Consider the following 26,627-nt stretch of genomic DNA (forward strand, 5'->3'; position numbering starts at 1 on the left):
TCTGTTGTCAGGCTTTGGCCGCGGGGGGCCAGCTGATGCTGCCGTCATCTTCCTCGACGAAGATGATCCGTTCCGGGCAGGCCCGCGCGCCATTTTTCGCAGCGCGCTCCTCGCCCTTCGGCACGTCGAAACCTTCGGTGTCGATGTAGCCATCGTCATCGAGCGGATAGAGGGTTTCCGACACAGCGGCGCAGCGGGCATTGCCCACGCAACCGGCCTTTTCGATACGAATTTTCATGGGGTCTCTCCCGCAAAGCTTGCTGTCCTTAGAAAGGAGAAACATGTGTCGATCAACATGGCCATCTGCTCAATCGCTGCCACGATACGGCGGCGGCGCTGGTGGCTGCGTCTATCGTCGGTGCGGTATCGTGGGGCGATGTGCGGCGGACATTTGCCTTTGGCGGCGCTGCGCGCGACACCGGTTGTAACAAGATGCAGGATTGCCGGAGATTCACATGGTCCACGCCGCCCTAAGCCCCGTCGCCCCCAAGCCCGCCCATGTGCCGGACGCGCTGGTCTATGATTTCGATATCCACGCCGATCCCGGCCTGCTGGCCAATCCGCACGCCCGCATCCTCGACCTGCTGCACAGCGCGCCGCCGGTATTCTGGACCCCGCGCAACGGCGGCGGCTGGGTTGCGCTGACCCATGCGGCCAATCATGAAGCCTCGCGCGACACCGAAACCTATTCCAGCGAATTTGTGCCGCAGGACAGGATGAAGGCACTGCTCGCCTCGCTGCCGCCCGGCGCGCCGCATATCCCCCAGCCGATTCCGATCACGCTCGATCCGCCCGAACACACCAAATATCGCCAGCCGCTGCAAAAGGTGTTCTCGCCCAAGACGATCGCCGCGTTGCGCGACAGCATCCGTGAGCTGGCCGCTGCCCTGATCGAGGAGATGAAGCCCGCTGGCCGATGCGAATATATGGCCGCCGTCGCCGAACCGTTGCCGGTGCAGGTGTTCCTCAAAATGCTCGGCCTGCCGCTCGACCGGCTGCCCGAATATCGCGCCATCGTGAAGGAGCATATGGAGGCGATCGACAGTGATCGCGAAGGCTCGATGCGCCGCCTGCAAAAGATCGCGGCGGCCATGCGCGACACCGTGCTGGACCGGCGCGACAATCCGCAAGATGATATCCTGTCCATGCTGTGGAAGCTGGAAATTGATGGCCAGCCGACCACGCTGGCCGACATGGAAAATTACGGTGTGCTTCTGTTCATCGCTGGTCTCGACACGGTGATGAACGGCATGGGGCTGGCCATGCGCGGTCTGGCCACCGACCTGCCGTTGCAACGCAAGCTGCGCGACAATCCAAAGCTGATCGCCGAAGCCGCCGAAGAAATGCTGCGCCGCTACACCTTCACTGTGCCGATGCGGATCGTGAAGAAGGAAGCGCAGCTTGCCGGTGCGACATTGATGCCGGGCGACTGGCTCAAACTCTTCCTGCCCGCCGCAGATCTGGATGCGAAGGAATTTCCGCAGCCCGACGTCTATGACCTTGATCGCGAAAATAATGTCCATATCGCCTTTGGCGTCGGCCCGCATCGCTGCCTTGGCTCGCACCTTGCCCGCGTAGAATTGCAGGTCCTCTATGAAGAGATGCTGGCACGGATGCCCGAATTCCGGCTCGATCCGGATCATCCGACGGTATTCCATGGCGGCCATGTCATCGGCATTGAAAGCCTGCATCTGGTTTGGGACGTCTGACCCATGGCATGGCAACGCTCCCGTCCGCGCCTTGACCGGGAAAACCGCGCCTTCTGGACCGGGGGCGCGGACGGGAAGCTGCATATCACCCGCTGCAGCGATTGCGGCCAATATACCCATCCGCCGCGCGAGATGTGCCGCCATTGCCAGTCGGAAAATGTCGCCCCCCATGCCGTAGCGGGGACCGGCACGATCGACACCTACACCGTCAATCATCAGGCCTGGGCCAAGGATATGGACGTCCCCTTCGTCATAGCGCGGGTGAAGCTGGACGATGCGCCGGGGGTCTATCTCACCACCAATATCATCGGCAGCCCGGTCGATGCCGTGGACATAGACGATAAGGTGCATGTGGTGTTCGAGGAACAGGACGGCATCTGGTTCCCCTTGTTTGAAAAGGTCGCCTGATCATGGCGCAACCCGAAGCCTATATCACCGGCATCGGCATGTCCGACGTTGGCGTCCGCCTGACCCGTTCGCCCTTGTTGTTGACGGTCGATGCGGTGCGCGAAGCCATTGCTGACGCGGGCCTGACCCTTGACCAGATTGACGGCGTCGCCACCTATCCCGGCAAGATGCCCAGTTTCCTGGGCTTCTCTCCCGTCAGTTCGGACGATCTGATCGAGGTGCTGGGGCTCAAGACCCGCTGGCATATCGGCGCGGCGGAATCGACCGCGCAACTGGGCGCAATCATCGAAGCCGCCAATGCCGTGAAAGCAGGGCTGGCCCGCCATGTCATCTGTTTCCGCACTGTCTATGAAGCCGCAGCCATGGCACGCCCGGAAGAATTCCCGCCGATGGAACGGCGCAAGGATGTGTCGGGCAACTCCCAATGGGTGTCGCCATTCGGCGCTTTCTCCGCCGCGAACTGGACGGCGCAATATGCGATGCGCCACATGAAGCGCTACGGCCTGACCCGCGAGCAACTGGCGCAGGTCGCGCTCAACGACCATGCGAATGCCGCGATCAACCCGCGCGCTCTGGTGAAGAAGCCCCTGACGATGGACGATTATATGTCCGCGCGGATGATCAGCACGCCCTTCTGCCTCTATGATTGCGACCGTTTCACCGATGCCTCGACCGTCGTGATCGTGTCGGCGGGCGAGGCGTTGGGGGATGTGAAAGCCACACCCATCCGCATCGCCGCCAGTGCCGGGTCGGTCGAACGCTATAGCTGGGACCAGGCCGAATGGGCGGGTGCCTATCCCACTGGCCGCGACCTGTGGCGCAACACCGATTATACCGTCAAGGACGTCGATACCGTCCAGCTTTACGACGGGTTCGCCTTCCAGCCGATCACCTGGCTCGAAGGGCTGGGCTTTTGCGACGTGGGCGAGGGCGGCCAGTTTCTGGAAGGCGGCACCCGCATCGCCCGCGACGGCGCATTGCCGATGAATACCGGCGGCGGTCAGTTGGGTTGGGGGCGTCTCCACGGCTTTGGCTTTGCCTATGAAGCGGTGGTCCAGTTGCGCGGGGAGGGCGGCGCACGCCAGATTGGCGGCGATCCCCGCGTCGCCATCGCCACGTCAGGCGGCGGTCCCATGGCGGCGGCTTTGCTGCTGGCCAAGGACTAAGCATGATGGACAGCGCCACGCTCGACGCGCTGCCCGGCTTCCGGCGGCGCTTGCGGGTCACGCCGTCGGCTGGGCAGGTGATTGCGGCGCTGGAGGATGATTATCACTGCATGGCGGTCACCCTGCGCCATGACGGCACGGTCATCACCGGCGTCGAGTCCGTCATGGAGCGCGTGCCCTGGACCACCTGCCCCGGCGCGCCTGCGGTGCTGGTGGCAACCTTCACCGGCGTGGCACTGGCCGATGTCGCGGCGCGCGGCGAAAAGAAGGCAAACTGTACCCATCTCCACGACCTGACCGTGCTGGCGGCGGCCCATATAACCGATGCCGACCCCACCCTCTATGACATCGTCACCTGCGATCCCGTCGATGGGCTGGCGATTGCCGAAATCCGCCGCAACGGCGTTGTTGTGCTACAAGTCGCCCACCGCAATCATGTGATGGAAGCCCCTGCCGCTATCGCGGGCCTGTCGATCATGAAGCTGCGCGACTGGATCGAGGGGCTGGATGGCCCGAGCCGCGAAGCCGCCAAATTGCTGCAATGGGGCGCGATCCTGGCCAATGGCCGCCTGATCCCCATGGAACGGCAATCCACCGCCAGCCGGGTGCCACCCAACTGCTTCACCTTCCAGCCCGACAATGCGGCCAAGGCCGTGCGCGTCGGCAAGGTGATCGACTTCACAGCCGCGCCGCTGGTCCCGCTCGATCATTTTGACGGGGCCAGTTTCGCGTCCCGCTAGCTGTCGAAGCGCGCCGGACGGGACAGGCGAAACGGCAGGCCCGGTGACGATATCCGCGATTCGGTCCCATCGTCATGGATCAGCGATACGCGGCCAACGCCGGGCGAGGAAACCACCGCCACCACGCTGTCGATCCACTGGTGCAGCATCGCGCGGGCATGGGCCAGTTCGTCGCCCTGCGTTGATGCTGCGCCTTCGGCCTCCAGCTCGCCTTCCAGTTGCAACACCCGCTCGGTTGCCTGCCTGATGCTATCACTTTTGTCGGTCATGCGCGTCCTTCTCCATCATCCCAGTTTGGGTAGCCACCCGGCCATTGCAAGGCGCCGCCCACATATCGCCCCGGCGAGTTGACCAATTCCCCCTGAGCGCCAATTCAAGGAGGCATCCCATTGGCCATCTTGAGGACATCATGGCAGAGCTGAGCAACGCCCCGGCGCCTACCCCGGACCAGCTGGTAGATATCTACCGGCGCATGATCCGTATCGAGCGCAACGACGACGCCATCCGCAAGACCATTCGCCTTGGGCGGCTGGTCATGCCCTATTATTCTGCGCGTGGGCAGGAAGTGATCCCCGCCACCCTGTCATCGCTGATGACCGACGATGACAAAATCTGCACCATCTATCGCGGCATCCATGACATGGTGGCGAAAGACATGCCGCTGCGCCCGCTTTGGGCGGAAATCGCCGGCCGGGTGGATGGCACCTGCAAGGGCAAGGGCGGGCCGATGCACCTTACCCACCCCGAAAGCGGCGTCATGGTCACGACCGGCATTGTCGGCTCCTCCATGCCGATCGCCAATGGCCTGGCCTGGGCCGCCAAGCTGGATGGCAGCAAGCGCGTTACCATCGCCTATTTCGGCGACGGCGCATCCAATATCGGCGCTTTCCATGAATCGCTCAATCTGGCGTCGGTATGGAAATTGCCAGTGATCTTCGTGTGCCAGAATAACGGCTTTGCCGAACATACGCGCTATGAGAATGGCACATCGGTCGACTTCATCGCCAAGCGCGCGATCGGCTACGGAATGCCGGGCCACACCGTGGACGGCAATGACCCGCTGGCGATGTTCGCCGCCGCGCACGAAGCCATCACCCGCGCCCGTGAAGGCGAAGGGCCGACACTGCTGGAGTGCAAGACCTTCCGTTTCCACGGCCATGTGCTGGGCGACGACGACAAATATATGACCAAGGAAGAGAAAGCGGCGGCGATCGCGAAAGACCCGCTGCCCGCCTTCAAGGCCTGGCTGGTCGAACAGGGCCACGCAACCGAGGAGTCTCTCGCTGCGATGCAGGCCACCATCGAAGCCGAGATTGAGGACGCACAGGAATTCGGTCTCGCCAGCCCCTTGCCATCGGTGGACGAACTCCGCCGCGATGTTTTTGCGCAGGAGATCCCGGCATGAGCGCGAAGAAGATGAACAGCCTTCAGGCCGTCAATGCAGCGCTGCATCAGGCGATGGCAGAAGATGACAAGGTGATCGTGCTGGGCGAGGATATTGCCGATCGCGAAGGTGGCGGCGTCACGGGCGCGACCGCTGGCCTGTCGACCAAATTCGGCGATGACCGCGTGAAATCGACCCCGATTTCGGAACAGGCGATCATCGGTGCCGCCATCGGCGCAGCGCTGGCCGGTTACAAGCCGGTCGCCGAAATCATGCTGATGAACTTCACCGCCGTCGCCATGGACATGATCTTCAACCATGCCGCCAAGCTGCGCTTCATGTCCGGCGGGCAAAGCACCGTGCCAATCACCATCCGCACCCTCACCGGCGCTGGCTGGCAGACGGCGGGCCAACATGCCGACCATCTGGAAGGCTGGTTTGCGCATGCGGCGGGGATCAAGGTGGTCGCCCCTTCCAATCCGGTGGACTATAAGGGGCTTCTCCTGTCCTGCATTCAGGACCCGGACCCTTGCATCTTCATCGAATCGGCAGGGTCGCTGTTCATCCCGGCCGAAGTCCCCGACGATCTTGCCCCCATCCCCTTGGGCAAGGCGCGCGTGGTGCAGGAAGGCACCGACGTCACCATCATCTCCTGGTCCTCGCAGGTCATTCGCTGCCAGCAGGCGTTGGCTCCGCTGGCGGAAGCGGGCATCTCGGTCGAACTGATTGACCTGCGCACCGTGTCGCCCTGGGACAAGGAAGCCGTGCTGGCTTCGGTCGCCAAGACGGGCCGCGCGGTCATCGCTCATGAAGCGGTGCGCCATTTCGGCCCCGGCGGCGAAATCGCCTCCACCATCAGCGAGGAGTTGTTCGGCCAGCTGAAGGCCCCGGTCCGTCGCCTCGGCGCGCCTTACTCGCCAGTGCCTTTCGCCAAGGTGCTGGAGGACGCCTATATCGTCTCGCCCGATCAGGTGGTCGAAACGGTCAAGGCACTGATGGCCTGACACCCCCATGGCTGTCCCGCCACATCGGGCGGGACAGCCATGGGTCAGCCAATCGTCTGCCGGAACAGCGCCAAAGTCCGCGCCCAGGCCAGGTCCGCCGCCGCCTTGTCGAAACGCGGCGTGGTGTCGTTGTTGAAGCCATGCTCCGCGCCATCGTAAATATAAGCCCGGTAGCGCGTCCCGGCCTGTTTCAGCGCTGCCTCATAATCGGGCCAGGCCGCGTTGGTCCGCGCGTCATTGCCGCCATAATGGATCAGCAACTGCGCCTTGATCTTCGGCACGTCGGCCAGCGTCGGCGGGCTGCCATAAAAGGGCACCGCGGCGCGCAGGTCGGGTAGCCTGGTCGCCAGCAGGTTGGCAATCCACCCGCCAAAGCAGAAGCCGACCGCGCCAATCTTGCCATTGCTCCCCGCCATCGTCCGGGCATAGGTTGCCGCCGCGACAAAATCCTCGCCAATCTTGGCTCGGTCCAGCGTCGCAAAGGCGGTCCGCGCCTTGTCCTCATCGCCCGGATAGCCGCCGATCGTCGTCAGCGCGTCGGGCGCGACCGCCATATAGCCATCGACCGCCAGCCGCCGGGCGATGTCCTCGATATGCGGGTTAAGCCCACGATTTTCATGCGCTACGATGACGACCGGCAGCTTTGCGGCCTTCTTTGCCGCAGGCCGCACGACATAGGCGCGCACCGTGCCATTGCCCGCAGGCGAGGCGATATCGACATGGCTGATCGCGATCCGCCTGTCGTCGGGCTTGATCACTTGCCCCCGCGCGAAATCGGGGCTGAGCGCCGCCAGCATCGTCGTGGCCGCCGCCGCGCTGCCAACATGGACGGCGCATTGGGTCACAAAGCCGCGCCGGTCGATCGCGCCATGCACATAGGCATCGAACAAATCCAGCACCGCGCGCGGATAGGCGGCGGCTCCCTTCCTGTCGGCATCTTGCGTCATGTCGCTGTCCTTCCATCCTGCCCGCCGCCGCAGTGTATTGCCGCCTTTCGCAATCAAGCCAAGAAAAACTCATAGCCCCCGACCGCAAAGCCTCGCTATGGGGAGCCGACCCCACAGACACAGGATATTGCCCCCGACATGAGCGCCCCGCTGTCGTCCCGCACCATCGGTCCCTTCACGGTCAAGGCAATCGGCCTTGGCTGCATGAATTTGAGCCATGCCTATCTGCCCCGGCCTGAACCGGACCAGGCCGAACGGCTGCTGCGCTATGCCCTCGACGTCGGGGTCGACTTTTTCGATACCGCCGCCCTCTACGGCTTTGGCGCCAATGAGGAACTGTTGGGCCGCACGCTGATGCACCGGCGCGACGACTTCACCCTCGCCAGCAAATGCGTGCTGGGCGGCAAGGATGGCAAGCGCGGGCTGGACGGCTCACCCCAGGCGATCGCCGCCACGCTGGAGGATTCGCTCCAGCGACTGAACGTCGATCATATCGACCTTTATTACCTCCACCGGCTCGACCCGAATGTCCCGATCGAGGAGTCGGTCGGCGCGCTCGCGCGTGCGGCGGAGGCGGGCAAGATCGGCGCGATCGGCCTGTCGGAAATGTCCGCCGCGACGCTGCGCCGCGCCCATGCTGTTCACCCGATCGCGGCGATGCAGACCGAATATTCGCCCTGGAGCCGCAATGCCGAAGTCGCGGTGCTGGACGCTTGCGGCGAACTGGGTGTCGGCTTTGTCGCCTTCTCGCCCGTCGCACGCGGCGTGCTGGCGGGCGGAGTGGGGCCGGAGGGCGTGCAGCCGGGCGACGTTCGCGCCTCCATGCCGCGCTTCCACGCCCCCCATCTGGCGCATAATCTCCAGCTCGCGACCGCCTTCGGCCAGATCGCGGCGGACGCAGGCTGCACCATGGCGCAACTTTCACTCGGCTGGGTCTTGTCGCGCCGCCCTTACATCGTTGCCATCCCCGGCACCACCAGCATCGCCCATCTGGACGAGGATATGGCGACGCTGACGATCGACCTGTCCGCCGACACGCTGGCGGCGGTCGATACGCTGTTCAGCTTTGGTGCCGTGTCCGGCCCGCGCTATCCCCGCGCCGCGCAGGCGCAGATCGACACCGAAACCTGGGACGGCGAACCGCTTGAGTAATGGTCAGGCGTTGAGCGCCCGTCGCCCCGCTGCCTCTTCCCACTGATCGCCATCCCCGCCCAGCGCCGCATTCAACGTCGCGCGTTTCAGGAACAGGTGGCAGGGATGCTCCATCGTCAGACCAATGCCGCCATGCAGCTGGATCGCCTCCTCGGCGATCAGCCGATAGATGCTGGCCGCATGGGCCTTCATCGCCCCCATCGTAACAGCGTCCGCCGCTGAATCCTCGGTGCGCGCCCAGAACAGCGCCTGCGCCGCGGCCAGCGCGGCTTTCATGTCGGCGACGCGATGCTTCAATGCCTGAAACAACGCCAGAGGCCGGTCAAACTGCCGCCGCGTCTCCAGATAGTCGGTCGTCATCGCCAGCGCCGCATCGGCCCCGCCCAGACAATCGCCCGCCAGCGCCACGCTGCGCAGCGCCGACAGCCGATCGGCCAGCGCCGTCGCGGCATCCCCCTGTGCCAGCACGACACCAACAGCATCGCCCGCATCGACATCGAACAGCCGCCGCGTCTTGTCCCAGGTCGCCCGCGCCGTCAGCGCAAGCCCCTCGACCGGCAGAAGCGATATGCGCCCCGCCTCGACCCGCAACACATGACTCGCCCGGTCCGCATCCGGCACCGCGCGCAGCCCCTCGGCCAGCGATGCCGACATTATCTCGCCGGCCATCGCCCGGCCCAGCAATTCATCCTGCCCGCCAGCCGCGCTCAGCGCATCGATCACCAGCATCTGCGCGATTGCCGGACCCGCCACCAATGTCCGCCCCAGCGCCTGATGGATCACGCCCACCGCTTCTCGCCCCAGGCCCAGTCCGCCCTGATCCTCCGGCACGGCCATCATCAGCCATCCCATATCGGTGATCAGGTTCCAGCTATGTGCCGCATCGGGGGTCAGGTCGCCGTCAAACGCCTTGGTCGCGGCGTCCTGCAATTCGGCTCTGGTCATGCTCATGCCGCGCCCTCCTTCACGACCCAGTTTTTGGGTTCGCGCGGCATCCCCAGCAGCCGTTCGGCAATGATATTGCGCTGCACCTCGTCACTGCCGCCCGCGATCGTCCAGGCATAGCTGTTCATGAAATCGGCCATCCAGTTGCCCGTCTCCATCCCCCCGCCAAAGGTGATCGGCGCATGATATTGCGCATCCAGCCCACTGATCCGCAGCCCCAGCGACGTAAATTCCCGCAGCGTGCGCGAATAGGCGAGCTTGACGATGGAGGCGTCACCGACTCGCTCCTCGCCCGCGATCCGATTGGCCAGAAACTGGTCGGCCACTGCGCAGGTCGCATCGACCTTGCTCGCCAGCCGCCCGAAATCGCGCAGTACGCCCGCATCCTCGCTACGCCCGTTCGCGCGAATGAGATCGCCGATCCGCCACAATGCTCCGCGCATCCGCGCGCTCAGCTCCAGCAGGGTCAGCCCGCGCTCGGACGACAGGGTCGATTGCGCCACGGCCCAGCCTTGCCCTTCCTCGCCCAGCCGGTTGGCGACCGGTATCTCGACATTGTCGAGGAAGATTTCGGCAAATTCCTCGTCGCCATGAATCTGGTGGATCGGCCGCGCGGTGACACCGGGGCTTTTCAGGTCCAGCAGCAAATAGGTCAGCCCCGCCTGCTTCACGCCCTCGCTGCTCGTGCGCACCAGCAACAGGCATTGATCGGCAAATTGCCCCATGGTCGACCAGAGCTTCTGGCCATTGACGACATAGACGTCGCCGCCACCCGAAAAAGAAGGTCGGCGCTCGGCCCGCGTGCGCAGCGCTGCCAGGTCCGACCCTGCGCCCGGCTCGGAAAAGCCCTGACACCAGATTTCGCCCTCCAATATGCGCGGAATATAGCGTTGCTGCTGTTCCTCGCTGCCCCATTCAAACAGGGTGGAGGCGGCATGATAGGTGGACATGAAGGACAGGAGCAGGCGCGGCGTATCGGCCCGCGCAAGTTCCTCGTAGATCACCTTCTGCTCGGCGAGTGATCGCCCGCCGCCCGGCCAGTTTTCCGGCCAGTGCGGCACGGCATAGCCGCCCTTGACCAGCGTCGTGAACCAGCTGCGCTGCAACTCCAGAAAGGCTGCCTCGCTCGTGCTGCGCGCGCGCCAATCCTTTGGCGCATGAACGGCAAGCCAGTCGCGCACCTCCTGCCGCAAACTGTCCAGTGCGTCGCTCAAAGTCCCGTGCCTCCAGTCATTATGGATCAGCTAGGCAGCAGTTCGGCCCTCTCGCGCAAGGGGCGCAGCCGCAATATCCCCAAGGCGATGGCATAGAATTTGTCTCGAAATGCGCCTTTGGCGCATCCGCACCAGCCCTCATCCCCACCCGACCTCCCATTCAGGATACACTCTGTGGGCGGTCGGGTGGGGGTGAGGGCCGGTGCGGCAACCGAAATGCGCCTTTTTCCGCATTTCGAGACAGACTCTTACAATGCCACCTCGATCATCCCGTCGACCACCCGCACCTTATAGGTTGCGATCGGGTCGCGCGCTGGCCCGGTCAGCGGCTCGCCCGTTTCCAGATCGAACCGTGCGCCATGGGCGGGGCAGGCGATCCAGCCCAGCCGCATTCGCCCGCACGCCAGCGGCTCCTGCGCGTGCGAACACATATTATCAAGCGCATGGATACGACCCTCAAAATGGCAGAGCATGATCGCGCGCCCGCCTGCCTCGACACCTACGGCTTTGCCGTCCGGCACATCGTCCAGCGGCAGCAGGGGGGTGAAGCGGGCATCGTTCCTATCCATGACCCCAATTCTACCGCCGCACCGCGCTTGTCCAAGCCTCCATGCGCCATATCACCGGGGCGTTCTCTTGGGTGCGCGTCTATTCTCGCCCGGCTGCATCCCGTAATCACTGAGATATGGACTTTGACTGGACAGAACAGGAAACCGCCTTCCGCGACCGGCTGCGCAGGCTTCTGGCCGATACGCTGCCGGACGACTGGGAGCGTTTCTCGCAGCACGGCCCGGCCTCGCCCGCGCTCACCAAATTTGCCGAAAGCTTCTGCGGCACGCTGGCGGAACAGGGGCTGTTGATCCCCCACTGGCCCGAAGCGCTGGGCGGGCAGGGGCTGGACCCATGGCACCAGACGATCCTGGCCGAAGAAATGTGGATCGCGGGCGAACCGCGCGGTGGCCAATATATGAACGTCAACTGGATCGGCCCGACGCTGATCCGTTACGGCTCCCCCGACCAGCAGGCGCGCTACCTGCCCCCGATTGCGGAAGGCAAGGCGCTCTGGTGCCAGGGCTTTTCCGAACCCGGCTCCGGCTCCGACCTTGCCTCGCTGCGCACCCGCGCCGAGCGAGATGGAGACACATATCGCGTCAACGGCCAGAAAATCTGGACCAGCTATGCGGGCCTCGCCGATACCTGCTTCCTCGTCTGCCGCACCAGTGACGACCGCAAGCGCGGCATCTCCATCCTGCTCGTGCCGATGGACACGCCCGGCATCACCGTCCGGCAAATTCCCTCGCTGATCGGCGAAGGCGATATTCACGAAGTCTTTTTCGATGACGTCACCGTCCCCGTCACCGCGCGCCTTGGCGACGAAGGACAGGCGTGGGAGATTATCGGCTATTCGCTCACCAACGAAAGGCTGGGCATCCCGCGTTACGCGCTGGCCCGCGCCGCGCTCGACCGCGCCGTTGCGGTGCTGAAAGCACAGAGTGAATTTGACGGCGAAGCGGTGAAAATCGAAGCCGCCCATGCCGCCGCGCTGGCCGAAGCCGCCCGCATGGCCAGCTACGCCATCGTCGACCGCCGCGCCAAGGGGGAAGCGATCGGCGCGGAATCCAGCTCCGCCCGTTTCGCCACCGTCATGGCCGAACGACGTGTGTGCGAATTCATCGTCGAATATCTGCCCGAAGCCCTGGCCGACGCGCATCCCTATCTCAAAATGCACCACCAGCGCGGCATCGTTGCGGGCATCGCGGCAGGCGCAGCGGAAATCCAGCTCAACATCATCGCCACCGATGTCCTCAAATTGCCACGGGAGCCGCGTTGATGGACCTGTCCCTGACCGACGATCAGGTCGCGATCCTCGACGCGATCGACACGCTGTCCCGCCCCTATGCGGGCGCATCGTTGCATGAAGCAGGCTTCGCTTTGCCGGACGCGCAGCTTGACCGTGATCTTGCCGAAGGCGGCTTCCTCGACATCGGTTTCGATCCCGATCTGGGCGCGGTATCCGCCGCGCTGGTCGTCGAACGCCTCGCCCGCCTGCCGCAAACGGTCGAAGCCGCCGCCAGCGCGTTGATCCGCCCGCTGCTTGGCGATGACCTCCCACGCCCGCTCTGCCTGGTGGAGGAAGGCCGCACCACGCGCCCCGTCCGCTTCCTGCGCGAAGGGGCCACCGTGCTGCTCGTCGGCCCGTCCGGTGTCTCGACCTTCACCGCCACCGCCGCGCAGGTTCGCGCCGAAGCGCAAGCGCTCTACGGCTACCCCATGGCCACGCTGCTTGATGTGCCAACCGACCGCACCTCGCACGCCATCCCCGCCAGTCAAGTCCTGACCCGCTGGCGCATCGCGCTAGCCGCCGAAGCCGCCGGCCTGCTCGCCGCTGCGCTCGACAGCACGGTCGCCCATGTCACCGACCGCCAGCAATTCGGCCGCTCGCTCGCTACCTTCCAGGCTTTGCGCCATCGCCTTGCCGAAGCACAAGTGCGCGCCAATGGCGTCCGCTGGCTGGCACTCAAAGCCGCTGCGACGCTCAACCCCGGCGACGCCGCGCTCGCCGCGCTGCACGCGCAAGAATCGGCCCGCGCCACTGTCTATGATTTCCACCAATTTTTCGGCGCGATGGGCGTGACGCTGGAGCATCCGCTCCACCTGTGGACCTACCGCCTCAAGGCACTGATCGGCGACCTGCGCGGCCGCGGCGGGCAGGCACTCGCGGCGGCAGAGGCGCTTTGGGGCTGAACTGTAACCCACTCACCCCGTTCGTCCTGAGTAGCCCCTTCGACTGCCTGCCAAGGCAGGCGCTCAGGACAGGCATTGAGCGAAGTCGAAATGGCATATCGAAGGATCAAGCACAGCGTTTGATGCTTCGATACGGGCCTTCGGCTTCGCTCAGTCCCTACTCAGCACGAACGGAGTAAGGGCGCGCCTCAGAACCCCAGATCCAGTATCGGCCCGTCGAAATTCCCCGCCAGCTTCTGCGTCGCCGCGCTCAGCTTCTCCGGCTCCACGCCCTTCAGATAGCCGTCGATGATCCGCTGATAGTTGGAAATCAGCCCCTCAATATCTTTCGACAGCCGCATGAAGTCGAAACCCTTGGCGTGCAGCCCCTTCTGCTGGAGCGGGATATTGCCATAGTCCTGACGCGGGATCATCGGGAACTGATCGCTGTCATAGGGCAGCATCACGGCTTCCATCACCGGCGCAGGTTCCTGCCCCACCGGAAAATTCGTCAGCGACCATAGCTCGAACAGACAGCTTTCGGGGCCAAGCGGGCGGATACGATAGGCCGCCATGCTGGAGAGGAACGGCAGCAGGAAATAATTGGGGAAGATATATTCCACCGCCTTGACCGGCGTGTTGACTGCAATGTGATTAAGGTCCGCCGCCGGTTCGCCCCGCGCCAGCGCCGCCTGCGTCACGCAATGGTTGAGCATGCCAAACCATTGCATGATCGCCTGCCCCGGATCGTCGGGCAGTTCCACATCGATCAGCGTGCGCGCTACTGCGACATCCTTGGCATGGCACATCCCCGCCATGCCATCGCTCAGCAATTGCAGATGCTCGACCTGATCGACGATATTCTCTTTCATCGACCGGTTGGGGTTGATCGGCACACCAATCCCGCCCGTGTCCATGCCATACATCATATTATAGAGGATCGGCACCTTTTGCTGCAATTGCGGGTGGGTGCGCATGACATGATAGCCTTCCATGAAGGCTTCCATCGCGATCTTCCAGTTGGCGGGCAGCACCGTGGCGAACTGCCATTCCGCCCGCATGGAATCGGCATGATAGGCGTCAAGGCCAGCGGCCAGCGGACCCAGCTGCTGGCGCAATCCCGGCGCGTCATCATCGAAATTGATGAACACGCAGCCCATCTCGATTTCCGACCGGCACGGCCGCAGCGCCAGATCGCCTTCATCCAGCTGCCCTTCGCTGAACATATGGCGGCCATAGACGAAGGTATTTTTCCCCTCGATATTCCAGCGCCAGCCATGGAAGGGGCAGATGAACCCCTTGCCCTTGCAATTGCCGTGGCTCCCCTCGGTCAGCGGCACGCCGCGATGGCGGCAGGCATTGTGAAAGGCGCGAATGCCCTCCTTGGTCCGCACGATGATGACCGATTGGCCAAGGTTGCTATATTCGATCCAGTCGCCAATTTCCGGCACCTGCTCGACGCGGCAGGCCATCTGCCAGACATGCGGCCACAACTCCTCGCACTCGCGCTTGTAGAAGCCTTCATCATAATAGCGCGGCGTGGGGATACGCTCGGGATCGGTAATTTCGAACGGAACCGATGTCGTCGCTGCCATAACCTCTGCCATATCACCCTGTCCGCTATTAGCTTTGAGGGCGAAGGGTAAAGACTGGAGAGGGCCGTTCAAGACGGATCGGGCACACCCCCCGCATCATCGCCGTGGCGGTGGAAATGTCTCGCTTTATAAGGGAGGCCTGCCGATCTCCCTCCGCACCTCATCCCCATGCGCGCCTATCCCCGGCGCACCGCCTGCCACCTTCCCCGGCGTCGCGGAAAACCATGTCGGCACGCCGGGAAAGCGCACTGCGCCATGCTCCGTCTCCACCGTCTCGAAAAAGCCGATGGCGTTCAAATGTTCATTCTCGAACAGCTCGTCAGTGGTCCGCAAAGGCGCCGCCGGAATATGCAGGGATTCCAGCAAATCCAGCCATTCCTGGGTTGTCCGCTGCGCAAAGGTGCCGCCCAGCAACCCATAGACCCGGTCGATCTGCTTGGCCCGCTTGGGCAGGCTGTCAAATTCCTCGCTCGCCCATTCCGGCTGCACCGCACCCATAAAGGCGTTCCAATGCTTGTCATTATAGATGAGCGCGGCGACATAGCCGTCCTTGGTCGCATAGGGTTTGCGGTTGCGCGCGACCACGCGGTGATAATGGGCCGGTCCCATCGGCGGATCGAACAGCATCCCGCTGGCATGTTCGGTCAGCATGAACGCGGCCATCGTCTCGAACATGCCAACTTCCACCTCCTGCCCCTCGCCAGTGCGCTCGCGGTGGAACAGCGCCATCATCGTGGCATAAAGTCCGGTCAGTCCCGCCACCTTGTCGGCGATGATCGTCGCCATGAAATCGGGCTTGCCGGTCATCAATCCCTGCAAATGCGGGATGCCGCATTCCGCCTGGATCGTATCGTCATAGGCCGGCTTGTCGCAGTTCGGCCCGCGGCGGCTGTAACCATAGCAATTGGTATAGACGATATCGGGCCTGATCGTCTTGACCGCGGCATAATCGAACCCCAGCCGGGCGATCGCCTTGCCGCGCATCGAATGGATGAAGATGTCGGCGGTGGCGATCAGCGCGCGCAGCAGATCCTTGTCGGCCTCCTGAGACAGGTCCAGCACGATGCTGCGCTTGCCGCGATTGACGTTGGTGAACACCCCGCCCAGGTCGGGTGCGTTGCCGCTGTTGATGAACCGGGTCTGGTCACCCCCCGGCTGCTCCACCTTGATGACGTCCGCGCCCATGTCGGCCATGATCTGCGTCGCATAGGGACCAAAGACCATCGCGGTCAGATCGACCACCCGCACCCCGGTCAGCGGCCCGCCATGTGCCTTCGGCTCGCCCATTTCGCTCTCCTGTTTCATGCCATCGGGCTAAAACAAGGTGCGGGCCGACGCCATGGGCAACCACTTCGCCCCACCGATATGTAAAATGTTGAACAGCTGTTCGATTGTGCGTCCGGCTCGCCACTGATAGCCCGAACTTAGGAAAACCGGCGCCTTGACGGCGCGGCAAGCAGGGCCAGAAACGTGGATTTTGCCTTTACCGACGACCAGCAGAATATTCGCGACGCGGTGCTCGCCCAATGCAGCGCCTTCAGCGACGATTATTGGCTCGCGCGCGATCATGACGCCCAGTTTCCCGTCGATTTCTACCGCGCGATGGCACAGGCGGGCTGGCTGGGCGTGGCCATGCCGGAATCCGTCGGCGGCGCTGGCCTTGGTATTACCGAAGCGGCGATCATGATGCAGGCCGTGGCCGAAGCGGGCGGCGGCATGACCGCCGCCTCCACCATCCACGGCCCGGTATTCAGCCTGGAGCCGATCGACCAGTTCGGCACGGAGGAACAGAAGCAGCGGATGATCCCGCCGATCCTGTCGGGCGAAGAAAAGATGTGCTTTGCCGTCACCGAGCCCAATACCGGGCTGGATACGACCAAGCTCAAGACCCGCGCCGGGAGGGAGGCTGGCGGCTACCGCGTCAATGGCGAGAAGATCTGGATCACCAACGCCCATGTCGCCGACCGGATGATGCTGCTCGCCCGCACCACCCCGATCGACGAGGTGGAGAACAAGACCCACGGCCTGTCGCTCTTCTTTACCAGGATGGACCGCACGAAGATCGAACATCGGCTGATCCCGAAAATGGGCCGCCACGCCGTCGGCTCCAACATGCTGTTCATCAACGATCTTTTCATCCCGCAAGAGGACCGGATCGGTGAAGAGGGCCAGGGCTTCCGAATCATCCTCAAAGGCCTGAACCCCGAACGCATATTGCTGGGTGCCGAAGCGATCGGCATCGGCCGCAACGCGATCCAGCGCGCGGCGCGCTATGCCCGCGAACGCATCGTGTTCGACCGGCCGATCGGCATGAATCAGGGTATCCAGCACCCGCTCGCCAAATGCTGGGCGCAGCTGGAAGCGGCGAACCTGATGGTGATGCAGGCCGCAACCAAATTCGACAAAGGCGAAGATTGTGGCGTCGAGGCCAATGCGGGCAAATATCTTGCTGCCGAATTTGCGTTTGAAGCCTGCCACACCGCCATGCTGACGCTGGGTGGCATGGGCTATGCGCAGGAATATCATGTCGAACGGCTGCTGCGCGAAGTGCTGATTCCGCGCACCGCGCCGGTCAGCCCGCATATGATACTTAACTTTCTCGCCGAAAAAGTGTTGGACTTGCCCAAATCCTACTGACCGGAGAGAATATCATGCCTACCCCCGCTACCCTCTCGATCAAGATGCGCTCCTGGCTGTTCGCGCCGGGCGACAGCGACAAGAAAATGGCCAAGGCCGCCGACAGCGCCGCCGATATTGCGCTGTTCGATCTGGAAGATGCCGTCGCGACCGAAAATAAGGTGATCGCGCGCCAAATGGTCCACGATTTCCTGGCCAGCCGCACGGAGGGGTGCGAACGTCTGTGGGTGCGGATCAACCCGCTGGACGGACCCTATACGCTGCTTGATCTCGCCGCGATCATGCCTGCCCGACCCGGTGGCATCATGTTGCCCAAAGTCTATGGCCGGCAGGATGTCGATCGGCTCGATCATTATCTCTCCGCCCTCGAAGTCGCCCATGGCATCGATGAAGGCTCGACCCCGCTGATCGTGCTGGTCACCGAAACCGCCGAAGCCATGTTCCACACCGGCAGCTACAAGGGCGCGCCGCGCGTCGTCGCGCTGACCTGGGGGGCGGAGGATCTGGCCGACTCGATCGGGGCCAGCGACAACCGCAACCCGGACGGCAGCTATGGCTTCACCTATGAACTGGCGCGCTCCATGTGCCTGCTCGGCGCTGCCACCGCTGGCGTGACCGCGATCGAAACGATCCAGGGCGATTTCCGCGATCTCGATGGTCTCAAGGCTCGCGCCGAAAAGGTCCGTCGCGACGGCTATCGCGGCATGTTGGCGATCCATCCCGCGCAGGTCGACGTCATCAACGCCGCCTTCACTCCGACCGCCAAGGAAATCGCCCAGGCGCAGGAAATCGTTGATATATTTGCCAAAAATCCCGGCGTGGGCGCGATTGGCTATAAGGGCGGGATGCTCGATCGCCCCTATCTCAGCCGTGCTGAACAACTGCTCAAACAGGCCGGTGCAACATGACCACATATGTCCAGCTTGGTGTCGGGTTAAGGCCCGGCGACCATATCGTCCTGGGCCAGGCCTGCGGCGAACCCACCACTTTGGTCGAGGCGCTGATCGAACAGGGTTGGGAAATTCCCGGCCTGTCCGCCTTCATCGCCACCAGCTTCTCCGGCCTCTTCACCCCCGCCACTGCCGACAGCTTCGCCCTCTCCAGCATGGGCGCGATCGGCGCGCTGCGGTCGATGACCAAGGCAGGCAAGCTCCAGGTCATCCCCGTCCATGTCAGCCAGGTCGGCCCGCTCATCACCGCCGGGATCATCCCCTGCGACGTCGCGATGATTCAGGTCAGCCCTGCGGATGAGAATGGCAATCATAGCTGCGGCCTGATCAGCGATTATGTCCGCGCCGCCGTGGACAAGGCGCGGATCGTCATCGCTGAAATCAACGAAGCTGTCCCCTTCACACCGGGCGAAGCCATCCCGGCCTCCGCCATTGACGTCGCGATTCCCGTCAACCGCCCCCCGGTCGAAGTCGCCCCCGCTGCCATCGGCCCGACCGACGAAGCCATCGCCCGCCACTGCGCCGCCTATATCGGCGACGGCGCTGTCATCCAGACCGGGGTAGGGGCCGTCCCCGACGCGATCCTGCGCCTGCTCCATGATCGCCGGGATCTGGGCTTCCATTCCGGGATGCTGGGCGATGGCCTGGTCGATCTGGTCGAAGCAGGCGTCATCACCAACGCCCGCAAGGAAGTCGATCCCGGCGTCTCGATCAACGGTGCCTTGATCGGCACCAAGCGCCTCTACGACTGGGCGCATCGCAACCCCACAATCCGCATGTGCGCGACCAGCTACACCCATGACGCCGCGGTGCTGGGCCGCCTCTCGCGTCTCGTCACCATCAACAGCGCACTGGAGGTGGACCTCACCGGACAGGTCAATGCCGAACAATCGGGCGCAGCCTATCTGGGCGGAACCGGCGGCCAGGTCGATTTCGTCCGCGCAGGCAGCCGATCGCCCGGCGGCCGCTCGATCATCGCCCTGTCCGCCTCGGCCAAGGGCGGCACGCTCAGCAAGATCGTCGCCCAACTCTCCGGCCCCGTCACCACGGCCCGCACCGATGTGGACGTCATCGTCACCGAATATGGCGCAGCCGAACTCAAGGGGCAGAGCCTCGCCGAACGCACCCGCCGCCTGATCGCCATCGCCCATCCCGACTTTCGCGAGGAACTGGACCGGGCCGCCCATGTCATTACGCAAAGGGGATTTTGATCATGACCGACGCCGTCCTTTTCGACGCCCGCGCCGATGGCATCGCCATCCTCACGATCAACCGTCCCGACCAGCGCAACTGCCTCAGCCGCGAAGTCCGCGAAGGGCTGCGCGATGCCTGGGCGCGGTTTGAGTCCGACCCCGCGCTGCGCGTCGCCATCCTGACCGGTTCGGGCGACAAGGCTTTCTGCGCGGGCGGCGATCTGAAGGAAATGGTCGAAACCGGCATGACCGTTCCGTCGCGCGCCATGTTCCCCTTGCCCTATGACAGCATTGAACTGAGCAAGCCGACCATCGCCGCCGTTAATGGTGTCGCCTTCGCGGGCGGCTGGATGATCGCGCAAGCCTGCGACCTCTGCGTCGCCAGCACAAGCGCGCGCTTTGCCATTACCGAGGTCAAGGTCGGCCGCGCCTCCCCCTGGGCCGCACCGCTCATCCACATGATTCCGCAGCGGATCATGATGGAGATCATCCTGACCGGAAAGCCTATCACCGCCCAGCGCGCCTATGAGATCGGCCTCGTTAACCGCTTGGCCGAACCCGAAGCGCTGCTGGACGCGGCAATCGCCCTGGCCACCGAGATACTCGACGGCGCGCCTCTGTCGGTGAAGGCAGGGCGGGACACGGTGATGCTGGCCACCGAAATGGGCCGCGCCGCGGCGCTCCAGGCCGCCCGCGCCGCTTCCGAACATAGCTATATGAGCCAGGACGCGCAGGAAGGCCCACGCGCCTTCGCCGAAAAACGCCCCCCCAACTGGCAGGGCCGATAGATGACAAGCGAGGATGTTATGACAGATCTCACCAAGCCGGTCACCGTCCCGGTCGAAGCCTATGTGTCGCCCGATTATGCCCGTGCCGAACAGGACCGGCTCTGGCGCAAGGTCTGGCTACAGGCCGCCCGGCTGGAGGACATCCCCAATGTCGGCGACTTCGTCACCTACGATATTCTCGAAGACTCGGTCATCGTCACGCGCATCGGCCCGGACGAGCTGCGCGCCTTCCACAATGTCTGCCCCCATCGCGGCCGCCGCCTGATCGACACGCCGCCCGGCGCCCGCAATGCGCGTGGCAACCGGACGAGCATCATCTGCGGCTTTCACGGCTGGACCTTCGACCGGGCCGGGCAATGCAGCTTCGTCAACCATCAGGACGACTGGCAGGGCAAGCTGACGGCGGAGCGCACGGCGCTGGGCAAGGTGCAGGTCGATACATGGGGCGGCTGGGCTTGGATCACGCTCAATCCCGATGCGAAATCGCTTACCGACTATCTGGGCGTCGTGCCGGAGATGCTTGACCCGTTCGGCCTTGCGAATATGCGCTATCGCTGGCGCAAATGGATCATCTTCGACTGCAACTGGAAGGTCGCGCTGGAAGCGTTCAACGAAACCTATCATGTCCAGACCACCCACCCCGAATTCAACGCATTCGGCGAATTTCGCGGCTGGGCGCGCCAGCACGGCCTGCACAGCAATATCGGCTATGACGCGCCCAAAAATATGGACGAGAATCAGGCCAAGCTGCGCATCGGGTCGGGCGAGGACCCGCGCCTGTCTACGGCGGAGATGCAGCTTTTTACCTGGGAAAATGCCAATACCAACACGACGATGACTTTGGTCAACGCCGCTACCCGACTGAAGGACGAACTGCCCGAAGGCACCCCCGCGCCGCAGGTGCTGCAACATTGGCTCGCGTCCGCCCGCGCCGACGATGAAAAGCGCGGCGTATTCTGGCCGGTGGTCGAACCCGCCCATACCGCCAGGAGTGGCACCGCCTGGCAGATATTCCCCAATTTCCAGATCGGCCATGCGGTCAACAACATGCTATGCTATTCGGCCCGCCCCTATCAGGGCGACCCGGACAAATGCATTTTTGAGGCTGCGGTCTATGAACTGTTCCCGGAAGGCGAAGCGCCCGCGACCGAGTGGGAATATACCCCGCCCGAAGCCTGGCCCCCGGTTTTGCAACAGGATTTCACCAACATGGCGGCGGTTCAGCAGGGCATGAAAAATGTCGGCTTCCGCGGCACCCAGCCTAATCCCTATATGGAGCGATCGGTCGCCAGCCTGCACCAGAATCTGGCGCGCTACATGGGGACGGGCGGACCCCGACCGATCGATTGACCTGCTTGCCCTGTCCTCGATATTCATTATATTGAGGACAGGGAGAAAGCGCCATGTCCAAACCTATGACGCTCAACGTGCGGGTAAGCGGCGCGCTCAGCGACTTCGTAGCCGCCAATGTCAGTGACGCCGGAGCCTATGACAATGTCAGCGAATATGTCCGCGACCTGATCCGCCGCGACAAGGAGCGAGTGGAAGCCGATCATTTCGCCCGATTGAAAGCCGAACTGACACGCGCCTTTGCCGCACAGGATTCAAGCTATCAGACGTTGGATGCCGAAACGGTCATCGCCCGCAACCGTCGTCCCTAAAACCGATGGCTACATACCGGGTACAGGAAGCGGCGGGCCGTCGGCTGGACGAAATCTATATCTACACTCGCGACACCTGGGGCGAAGCGCAGGCTGAACATTATATCCGCGCATTGTTCGGCCAGTTTGAAGCGATCGCGGGGCGGGGCGTCATGTGGCGCGCGATCCCGGCGGAATTTGGTGTGGACGGCTATTATTGCCGGTTTGAACATCATTACATCTATTGGCGTTTGTTGCCGGACGGCACCATCGGGATCGTCACCCTCCTCCACGAGCGGATGCACCAGATGGATCGCTTCCGCGACGATCTGCCATGATACGCAAACAAACGCTTCCAAGCCGTCCAAATTACCGCCGCTTATTCAAACGGTTCTTCGCCCTGCAACTTGGTGCGGTGCATCATCCGGTTGCATGTCGGGTCATAGGCTTCGGCGCGGTGCATGGTGCCGGTATTGTCCCAGATCACCAGATCGCCCACGCTCCAGTCATGGCTGTAGCTGAATTCTTCCTGCGTCGCCCATTCGCGCAGGCCGACGAGGATTTCCGCGCTCCGCATTGGGGTTACGTCCAATACCCGATGCGCGGTGCAGCCCAGCACCAGCGACTTGCGGCCCGACTTGTGGTTCCACACCAAAGGCAGTTCATTCTCGCCGATCCGCTGCATCCCCTGGATCTTCGCCAGGCTCGGTTCCGGCTCATAATAAAAGACTGTCGCCCAGACCGAATGGATCACTCGCAGCTTTTCATATTCGGCCTTCTGCTCGTCGCTCAGCGCGTCATAGGCTGCATAGGTGTTGCAGAAACCGGTATTGCCGCCCCAGGTCGCCTTGACCTTGCACGACAGCAACGACGCCAGGATCGGCGTGTCGTTCATCGTGCCGTCGATATGCCAGTAGAGCGAGCCTTTGAGATATTCGGCGCTCTGCGGGTTTTCCTTCACGTCCAGCGTGATCTTGTGAATTTTGTGATTGGTGCCGTCCTGCATTTCCGGCGCGAACGTGCCCAGCGTCTTGGTGAAGGCAATCTGCTCATCGTCGTTAAAGTCGATCTTGGGGAATACCAGCACGCCGCTCTGTTCCAACAATTCGCGAATCTGTGGACCAAGATCGCCTGCCAGCAACTCTTCCTTGCTGTTCAGGATGCGACTGCCGATCTTCGGCTTGATCTCTTCATGCGCGAAGCGCGTGATCGCGGTGGTTGCCATGTCCGACTCTCCTCAATCTGCCTGTACGTTGAACACATGTTCAGCATCATGCGCGCAAAAAGTCAACACCTCTCATTTTTTAAGCCAGCAGATCGTCCAGCCACTGTTCAACCGCCCGCCGCGCGTCCGCGTGTCCGGCTGCGACACCCAGCCCGCCTTCCATGACAAGCGCCCGCCCAGCGCTCGCCAGCAGCAGGCTCAACCCCGCCGCGCTGACCCCGTGCTGCGCCAGCCGGTCACCTAGCAGGCGTTCAAAACATTCCGTCTGGCGCGCGCGCATCGCTTCGCTGTGGCGAGCGATTTCGGCGCGGATTGCCTTGCGATGATTGGCCAGCGCGACAAATTCCATCGCCAGCGCGGTGCGGCTGGTATCGGAAAAAAAGCGCCACAGCGCCCGGATCGGATCGTCGCTGGCCAATGCCTGCTCGATCATCGCGTCGCTTTGTTCTGCGCCACGCCGGAATACGGCCAGCAGCAGATCGTCGGTGGTCGGAAAGTAATAATGGACCAGAGAGGGCGGCAGTTCGGCGCGCAGCGCAACGCGTCGGGAACTGGCGGCGGCATAGCCTTCATCGCGAATCACCTGTTCAGCGGCTTCGACAATGCGGGCGCGGGTTTCGGAGCTTTCCGCCCCGATGCGACGTTTCTGGACCATGTCTCCAGCATACGTGCCGCTGGCGCTCACGCAAGGCACGCTAGCATTGCCAGCCCTTCCTTTAGTGCGACCCCATATAGCGACCGCCATTGGTGCTGATCGTCTGGCCGGTGATGTAGCTGGCCTCCTCGGATGCCAGATAGGCGCAGGCGGCGGCAATATCTTCCGGCTTGCCGACGCGTTTCATCGGCAATGTCTTGGCGAAGGCTTCCACGTCGATCGGTGCTGCGCGCATCATCGGTGTGTCGATGAAGCCGGGCGGTACCATGTTGAACGTCACGCCGCTGGCGGCAAATTCCAGCGCCAGCGCCTTGGTCATGCCCATCAGGCCCCCCTTGGACGAGACATAATGGCCCTGCGCAAACGACCCGGACTGGACCGAGGAGGACGTGATGTTGATCACCCGGCCCCACCCGGCGGCCAGCATGTCGGGCAGCACTTCCTTGGTCAGCAGATAAGGGCCGCGCAGGTTGATATGGATGACCTTGTCGAACAGATCATCGTCAATATCCATGAAGGGGGTGAAGGGGGCGATCCCGGCATTGTTTACGAGAATCGCGACCGGACCCAGCTTCGCGCGGGTTTCCTCTGCCGCGGCTTGGATCGCAGCCTTGTCAGAACAGTCGACGGTCAAAGCTATGGCGGTGCCGCCCGCCGCCTCGACCAGTCGGGCGGTTTCGGCTGCCCCTTCGGCGTTAATGTCCCAGATCGCGATCTTCGCGGTATCTTCTGCCAGCCGGATGGCGATGGCGCGGCCAATCCCCGACCCTGCGCCCGTCACGATTGCCACCTTGCCATTGAGAGAGCGTGTCATCGCCAAATCCTTCCTGTCGTTCGATCCCTGTGGACCGGACCTGTGTTTGAGCGGGTGATCAACTCGGGGCTGCCCACTGTCAAGCAAGGGCTGATTGAGATCGCCAGAGCGAAGCCGCCAGCGCTGATCGGGGGACGAAAAGTGGTGTCTGGTCGCCATTCCCCACCGCCTTGCGCGATGCCGCTATCGCCGATATCGGAACAAGAGCGATGCTGTAGGCACTGGACGGAGCGCGGCGCAAAGCGGTCGAAGGGCAAGGGCATGGACGGGTTGGTCGTTGCTACACAATCTGGTTTGGTTCGGGGAACAAGTGCCGATGGTGCGCGCCGCTGGCTGGGCATCCCCTATGCCGATGCTGCCCGGTTCGCCGCGCCGGTGGCGACGGCCCCATGGGCTGACGTGCGCGATGCGACTATGCCGGGGCCGCAATGCCCGCAAATGTTTGGCAATGCCGCCAAACGTGCGCGGATCGCCGAACCCGATTTTTCCGAACAATGCCTGATGCTCAACATCTACGCGCCTGATGATCTGGGTGAGGGCGAACGTCTGCCCGTCTATGTGTGGATCCATGGCGGTGCCTTCGTCGCGGGCAGCGGCAATGGCTATGACGGCTCCCTGCTGGCGCGCGAGGGGCGGATCATCGTCGTCACCATCAACTATCGTGTCGGGGTGCTGGGTTTCGTCAACTTCGCGGCCGCGCTGGAAACGTCGGACATTCCTTCCAACCTTGGTCTGCGCGACCAGATTGCGGCGCTGACCTGGGTGCAGACGAATATTGCCGCCTTTGGCGGCGATCCCGGTCGGGTGACTATTGGCGGCCAGTCAGCCGGGTCGATGTCGGTGTCGCTGTTGCTCCACGCTCATGCCGCGCGGCCGCTCTTCCAGCAGGCGCTCATGCAGAGCGGTGCGGTCAGCATGATCCATAGTCAGGCCAAAAGCGTGGCGATCGCGCGACAATATCGCACCTTTCTGGGCGATGATGGCCGGAGCCTTGCGGCGTTGCAGACGGTGGATCTGCGCCGGTTGTTCGAGGCGCAGGCGGCGGTGGGCGCGGCCAATCCCGGCACGATTCCAGCCTCGCCCTGGCTGGACGATGATCTGGTGCCGGGGACGATGGAGGATGTTCATGCCGCACAGGCCGCACCCGTGCCGTTGCTGGCGGGTGCGACGCGCGATGAGGTGCGGTTGTTTGAACTGATGCCGGGCGACATATTGCCGACCAGTTGGCCCGCGCTGGAAACGCTGTTGCATGGGCAATTGGGGGCGGATCGGGCACAGGCGATATTGGCGACCTATCCGCGGACCAAGGCCGGGCGCCGCGCGCTGGCGAGCGACCTGACCTTCGTCATGCCCACCCGCCATTTTGCCGACCGCCATGCCGCGCATAGCCCGACCTGGTTCTATCGGTTCGATTATGCCCACCCGATTGCCGGGGCGACCCACGGACTGGACCTGACCCTTATGTGGCCAATGCAGGGATTGCGCGCGGCGCTGGCGCGGGGCGGGCGGATGACTGGACGGCGCGCGGCGCTGGGGCAGCGGATGGTGCGGCACATTGCGCATTTCGTGCGTCATGGTCGGCCCGAAGCGGCATGGCCTGCCTATGATGCCAGTCAGGGGCAGGTGATGATCTTCAACCTGGCCGATCGCGTCGAGGCGCGGCCGGAAACGGATCGCTGGCGGGCATGGGCCGGACATGATGTCGGGGTCGGCTTGTCCGGCTGACCCCAACGGGCG

The 26,627-nt window shown here is 63.5% G+C and carries 28 protein-coding genes; 17 read left to right on the forward strand and 11 right to left on the reverse strand.

The features are described from left to right. Positions 1-7 precede the first annotated feature (7 nt). Positions 8-238: a ferredoxin gene (locus D0Z70_RS12105; RefSeq protein ID WP_119746710.1), complete on the reverse strand. Its 231-nt coding sequence runs from the start codon at positions 236-238 to the stop codon at positions 8-10. Positions 239-455: 217 nt separating this feature from the next. On the opposite strand from D0Z70_RS12105, the gene D0Z70_RS12110 reads away from it, so the two are divergent. Genes D0Z70_RS12110 through D0Z70_RS12125 form a run of 4 tightly spaced genes read left to right on the forward strand, consistent with a single transcriptional unit; the run spans position 456 to position 4,023 of the window. Beyond that, on the forward strand, positions 456-1,709 hold the full coding sequence (locus tag D0Z70_RS12110) for a cytochrome P450 (protein WP_119746712.1): 1,254 nt from the start codon (positions 456-458) through the stop codon (positions 1,707-1,709). 3 nt (positions 1,710-1,712) lie between these two features. Beyond that, a complete protein-coding gene (locus tag D0Z70_RS12115) occupies positions 1,713-2,117 on the forward strand; it encodes a Zn-ribbon domain-containing OB-fold protein (RefSeq protein ID WP_119746714.1) in 405 nt (134 codons plus the stop codon). Further along, positions 2,114-3,283, forward strand: a complete 1,170-nt coding sequence (locus D0Z70_RS12120; RefSeq protein ID WP_119746716.1) for a thiolase family protein — start codon at positions 2,114-2,116, stop codon at positions 3,281-3,283. Before D0Z70_RS12115 ends, D0Z70_RS12120 begins: the two co-directional genes overlap by 4 nt. 2 nt (positions 3,284-3,285) lie before the next feature. Beyond that, positions 3,286-4,023 carry a DUF2889 domain-containing protein gene (locus D0Z70_RS12125; RefSeq protein WP_239018898.1) on the forward strand — a complete coding sequence of 246 codons (738 nt, stop codon included), beginning with the start codon at positions 3,286-3,288 and terminating at the stop codon, positions 4,021-4,023. Here the strand turns inward: D0Z70_RS12125 and D0Z70_RS12130 are convergent. After that, positions 4,020-4,292 carry a hypothetical protein gene (locus D0Z70_RS12130; protein ID WP_119746718.1) on the reverse strand — a complete coding sequence of 91 codons (273 nt, stop codon included), beginning with the start codon at positions 4,290-4,292 and terminating at the stop codon, positions 4,020-4,022. The two genes, D0Z70_RS12125 and D0Z70_RS12130, sit on opposite strands and share 4 nt — an antisense overlap. 140 nt (positions 4,293-4,432) lie before the next feature. Here D0Z70_RS12130 and D0Z70_RS12135 point away from each other — a divergent pair, with 140 nt between their 5' ends. Further along, positions 4,433-5,428 (forward strand): thiamine pyrophosphate-dependent dehydrogenase E1 component subunit alpha, encoded by a 996-nt coding sequence (locus tag D0Z70_RS12135; RefSeq protein WP_119746720.1) that lies wholly within the window; start codon positions 4,433-4,435, stop codon positions 5,426-5,428. After that, the gene (locus D0Z70_RS12140; RefSeq protein WP_119746722.1) at positions 5,425-6,411 is read left to right on the forward strand and encodes an alpha-ketoacid dehydrogenase subunit beta; all 987 of its coding nucleotides are present in this window, start codon (positions 5,425-5,427) and stop codon (positions 6,409-6,411) included. Before D0Z70_RS12135 ends, D0Z70_RS12140 begins: the two co-directional genes overlap by 4 nt. A 44-nt stretch (positions 6,412-6,455) precedes the next feature. Here D0Z70_RS12140 and D0Z70_RS12145 read toward each other — a convergent pair whose 3' ends face one another. Continuing rightward, positions 6,456-7,358: a dienelactone hydrolase family protein gene (locus D0Z70_RS12145; RefSeq protein ID WP_119746828.1), complete on the reverse strand. Its 903-nt coding sequence runs from the start codon at positions 7,356-7,358 to the stop codon at positions 6,456-6,458. A 138-nt stretch (positions 7,359-7,496) separates the two neighbouring features. On the opposite strand from D0Z70_RS12145, the gene D0Z70_RS12150 reads away from it, so the two are divergent. After that, the gene (locus D0Z70_RS12150; RefSeq protein ID WP_119746724.1) at positions 7,497-8,510 is read left to right on the forward strand and encodes an aldo/keto reductase; all 1,014 of its coding nucleotides are present in this window, start codon (positions 7,497-7,499) and stop codon (positions 8,508-8,510) included. A gap of 3 nt (positions 8,511-8,513) precedes the next feature. Here D0Z70_RS12150 and D0Z70_RS12155 read toward each other — a convergent pair whose 3' ends face one another. The 3 genes from D0Z70_RS12155 to D0Z70_RS12165 form a co-directional block, all read right to left on the reverse strand. Beyond that, complete coding sequence (locus tag D0Z70_RS12155) at positions 8,514-9,461, reverse strand: acyl-CoA dehydrogenase family protein (RefSeq protein ID WP_119746726.1); 948 nt, start codon at positions 9,459-9,461, stop codon at positions 8,514-8,516. Further along, positions 9,458-10,669, reverse strand: a complete 1,212-nt coding sequence (locus tag D0Z70_RS12160) for an acyl-CoA dehydrogenase family protein (RefSeq protein WP_119746728.1) — start codon at positions 10,667-10,669, stop codon at positions 9,458-9,460. Before D0Z70_RS12160 ends, D0Z70_RS12155 begins: the two co-directional genes overlap by 4 nt. A gap of 248 nt (positions 10,670-10,917) precedes the next feature. After that, positions 10,918-11,238, reverse strand: coding sequence for a Rieske (2Fe-2S) protein (locus D0Z70_RS12165; protein WP_119746730.1), 321 nt, complete (start codon positions 11,236-11,238; stop codon positions 10,918-10,920). 116 nt (positions 11,239-11,354) lie between these two features. Here D0Z70_RS12165 and D0Z70_RS12170 point away from each other — a divergent pair, with 116 nt between their 5' ends. Next, positions 11,355-12,500, forward strand: a complete 1,146-nt coding sequence (locus D0Z70_RS12170; protein ID WP_119746732.1) for an acyl-CoA dehydrogenase family protein — start codon at positions 11,355-11,357, stop codon at positions 12,498-12,500. Then, the gene (locus tag D0Z70_RS12175) at positions 12,500-13,414 is read left to right on the forward strand and encodes an acyl-CoA dehydrogenase family protein (RefSeq protein ID WP_119746734.1); all 915 of its coding nucleotides are present in this window, start codon (positions 12,500-12,502) and stop codon (positions 13,412-13,414) included. Before D0Z70_RS12170 ends, D0Z70_RS12175 begins: the two co-directional genes overlap by 1 nt. Before the next feature lie 188 nt (positions 13,415-13,602). Here D0Z70_RS12175 and D0Z70_RS12180 read toward each other — a convergent pair whose 3' ends face one another. Together D0Z70_RS12180 and D0Z70_RS12185 are read right to left on the reverse strand one after the other, a co-directional pair. Continuing rightward, a complete protein-coding gene (locus D0Z70_RS12180) occupies positions 13,603-15,000 on the reverse strand; it encodes an aromatic ring-hydroxylating oxygenase subunit alpha (protein ID WP_239018899.1) in 1,398 nt (465 codons plus the stop codon). Between the two features lie 114 nt (positions 15,001-15,114). Next, positions 15,115-16,275, reverse strand: coding sequence for a CaiB/BaiF CoA transferase family protein (locus tag D0Z70_RS12185; protein ID WP_119746832.1), 1,161 nt, complete (start codon positions 16,273-16,275; stop codon positions 15,115-15,117). A 183-nt stretch (positions 16,276-16,458) separates the two neighbouring features. Here D0Z70_RS12185 and D0Z70_RS12190 point away from each other — a divergent pair, with 183 nt between their 5' ends. Genes D0Z70_RS12190 through D0Z70_RS12220 form a run of 7 tightly spaced genes read left to right on the forward strand, consistent with a single transcriptional unit; the run spans position 16,459 to position 22,534 of the window. After that, positions 16,459-17,625 (forward strand): acyl-CoA dehydrogenase family protein, encoded by a 1,167-nt coding sequence (locus D0Z70_RS12190; protein WP_119746736.1) that lies wholly within the window; start codon positions 16,459-16,461, stop codon positions 17,623-17,625. Positions 17,626-17,639: 14 nt separating this feature from the next. Next, entirely contained in the window at positions 17,640-18,533 is an 894-nt protein-coding gene (locus tag D0Z70_RS12195; protein WP_119746738.1) for an HpcH/HpaI aldolase/citrate lyase family protein, read from the forward strand. Then, positions 18,530-19,786, forward strand: a complete 1,257-nt coding sequence (locus tag D0Z70_RS12200) for an acetyl-CoA hydrolase/transferase family protein (RefSeq protein WP_119746740.1) — start codon at positions 18,530-18,532, stop codon at positions 19,784-19,786. The genes D0Z70_RS12195 and D0Z70_RS12200 overlap by 4 nt, the downstream gene beginning before the upstream one ends. Before the next feature lie 2 nt (positions 19,787-19,788). Further along, the gene (locus D0Z70_RS12205; protein ID WP_119746742.1) at positions 19,789-20,556 is read left to right on the forward strand and encodes an enoyl-CoA hydratase/isomerase family protein; all 768 of its coding nucleotides are present in this window, start codon (positions 19,789-19,791) and stop codon (positions 20,554-20,556) included. Between the two features lie 18 nt (positions 20,557-20,574). Next, positions 20,575-21,906, forward strand: coding sequence for an aromatic ring-hydroxylating oxygenase subunit alpha (locus D0Z70_RS12210; RefSeq protein ID WP_239018900.1), 1,332 nt, complete (start codon positions 20,575-20,577; stop codon positions 21,904-21,906). Positions 21,907-21,959: 53 nt separating this feature from the next. Next, positions 21,960-22,217 carry a ribbon-helix-helix domain-containing protein gene (locus D0Z70_RS12215; RefSeq protein WP_182913942.1) on the forward strand — a complete coding sequence of 86 codons (258 nt, stop codon included), beginning with the start codon at positions 21,960-21,962 and terminating at the stop codon, positions 22,215-22,217. A 5-nt stretch (positions 22,218-22,222) separates the two neighbouring features. Continuing rightward, the gene (locus tag D0Z70_RS12220) at positions 22,223-22,534 is read left to right on the forward strand and encodes a type II toxin-antitoxin system RelE/ParE family toxin (RefSeq protein ID WP_119746749.1); all 312 of its coding nucleotides are present in this window, start codon (positions 22,223-22,225) and stop codon (positions 22,532-22,534) included. A gap of 41 nt (positions 22,535-22,575) precedes the next feature. Here the strand turns inward: D0Z70_RS12220 and D0Z70_RS12225 are convergent, their stop codons facing one another. From D0Z70_RS12225 to D0Z70_RS12235, 3 genes are all read right to left on the reverse strand, one after another. Next, entirely contained in the window at positions 22,576-23,421 is an 846-nt protein-coding gene (locus tag D0Z70_RS12225; protein WP_119746751.1) for a TauD/TfdA dioxygenase family protein, read from the reverse strand. 79 nt (positions 23,422-23,500) lie between these two features. Next, positions 23,501-24,076, reverse strand: coding sequence for a TetR/AcrR family transcriptional regulator (locus tag D0Z70_RS12230; RefSeq protein WP_119746753.1), 576 nt, complete (start codon positions 24,074-24,076; stop codon positions 23,501-23,503). Between the two features lie 61 nt (positions 24,077-24,137). Beyond that, complete coding sequence (locus D0Z70_RS12235; protein ID WP_119746755.1) at positions 24,138-24,890, reverse strand: SDR family NAD(P)-dependent oxidoreductase; 753 nt, start codon at positions 24,888-24,890, stop codon at positions 24,138-24,140. A 261-nt stretch (positions 24,891-25,151) separates the two neighbouring features. Between D0Z70_RS12235 and D0Z70_RS12240 the strand changes: the two genes are divergently transcribed. Continuing rightward, positions 25,152-26,615, forward strand: coding sequence for a carboxylesterase/lipase family protein (locus tag D0Z70_RS12240; RefSeq protein WP_119746834.1), 1,464 nt, complete (start codon positions 25,152-25,154; stop codon positions 26,613-26,615). Positions 26,616-26,627: the final 12 nt, after the last annotated feature.

The sequence above is a fragment of the Sphingobium terrigena genome, assembly GCF_003591655.1.
Classification (GTDB): domain Bacteria; phylum Pseudomonadota; class Alphaproteobacteria; order Sphingomonadales; family Sphingomonadaceae; genus Sphingobium; species Sphingobium terrigena.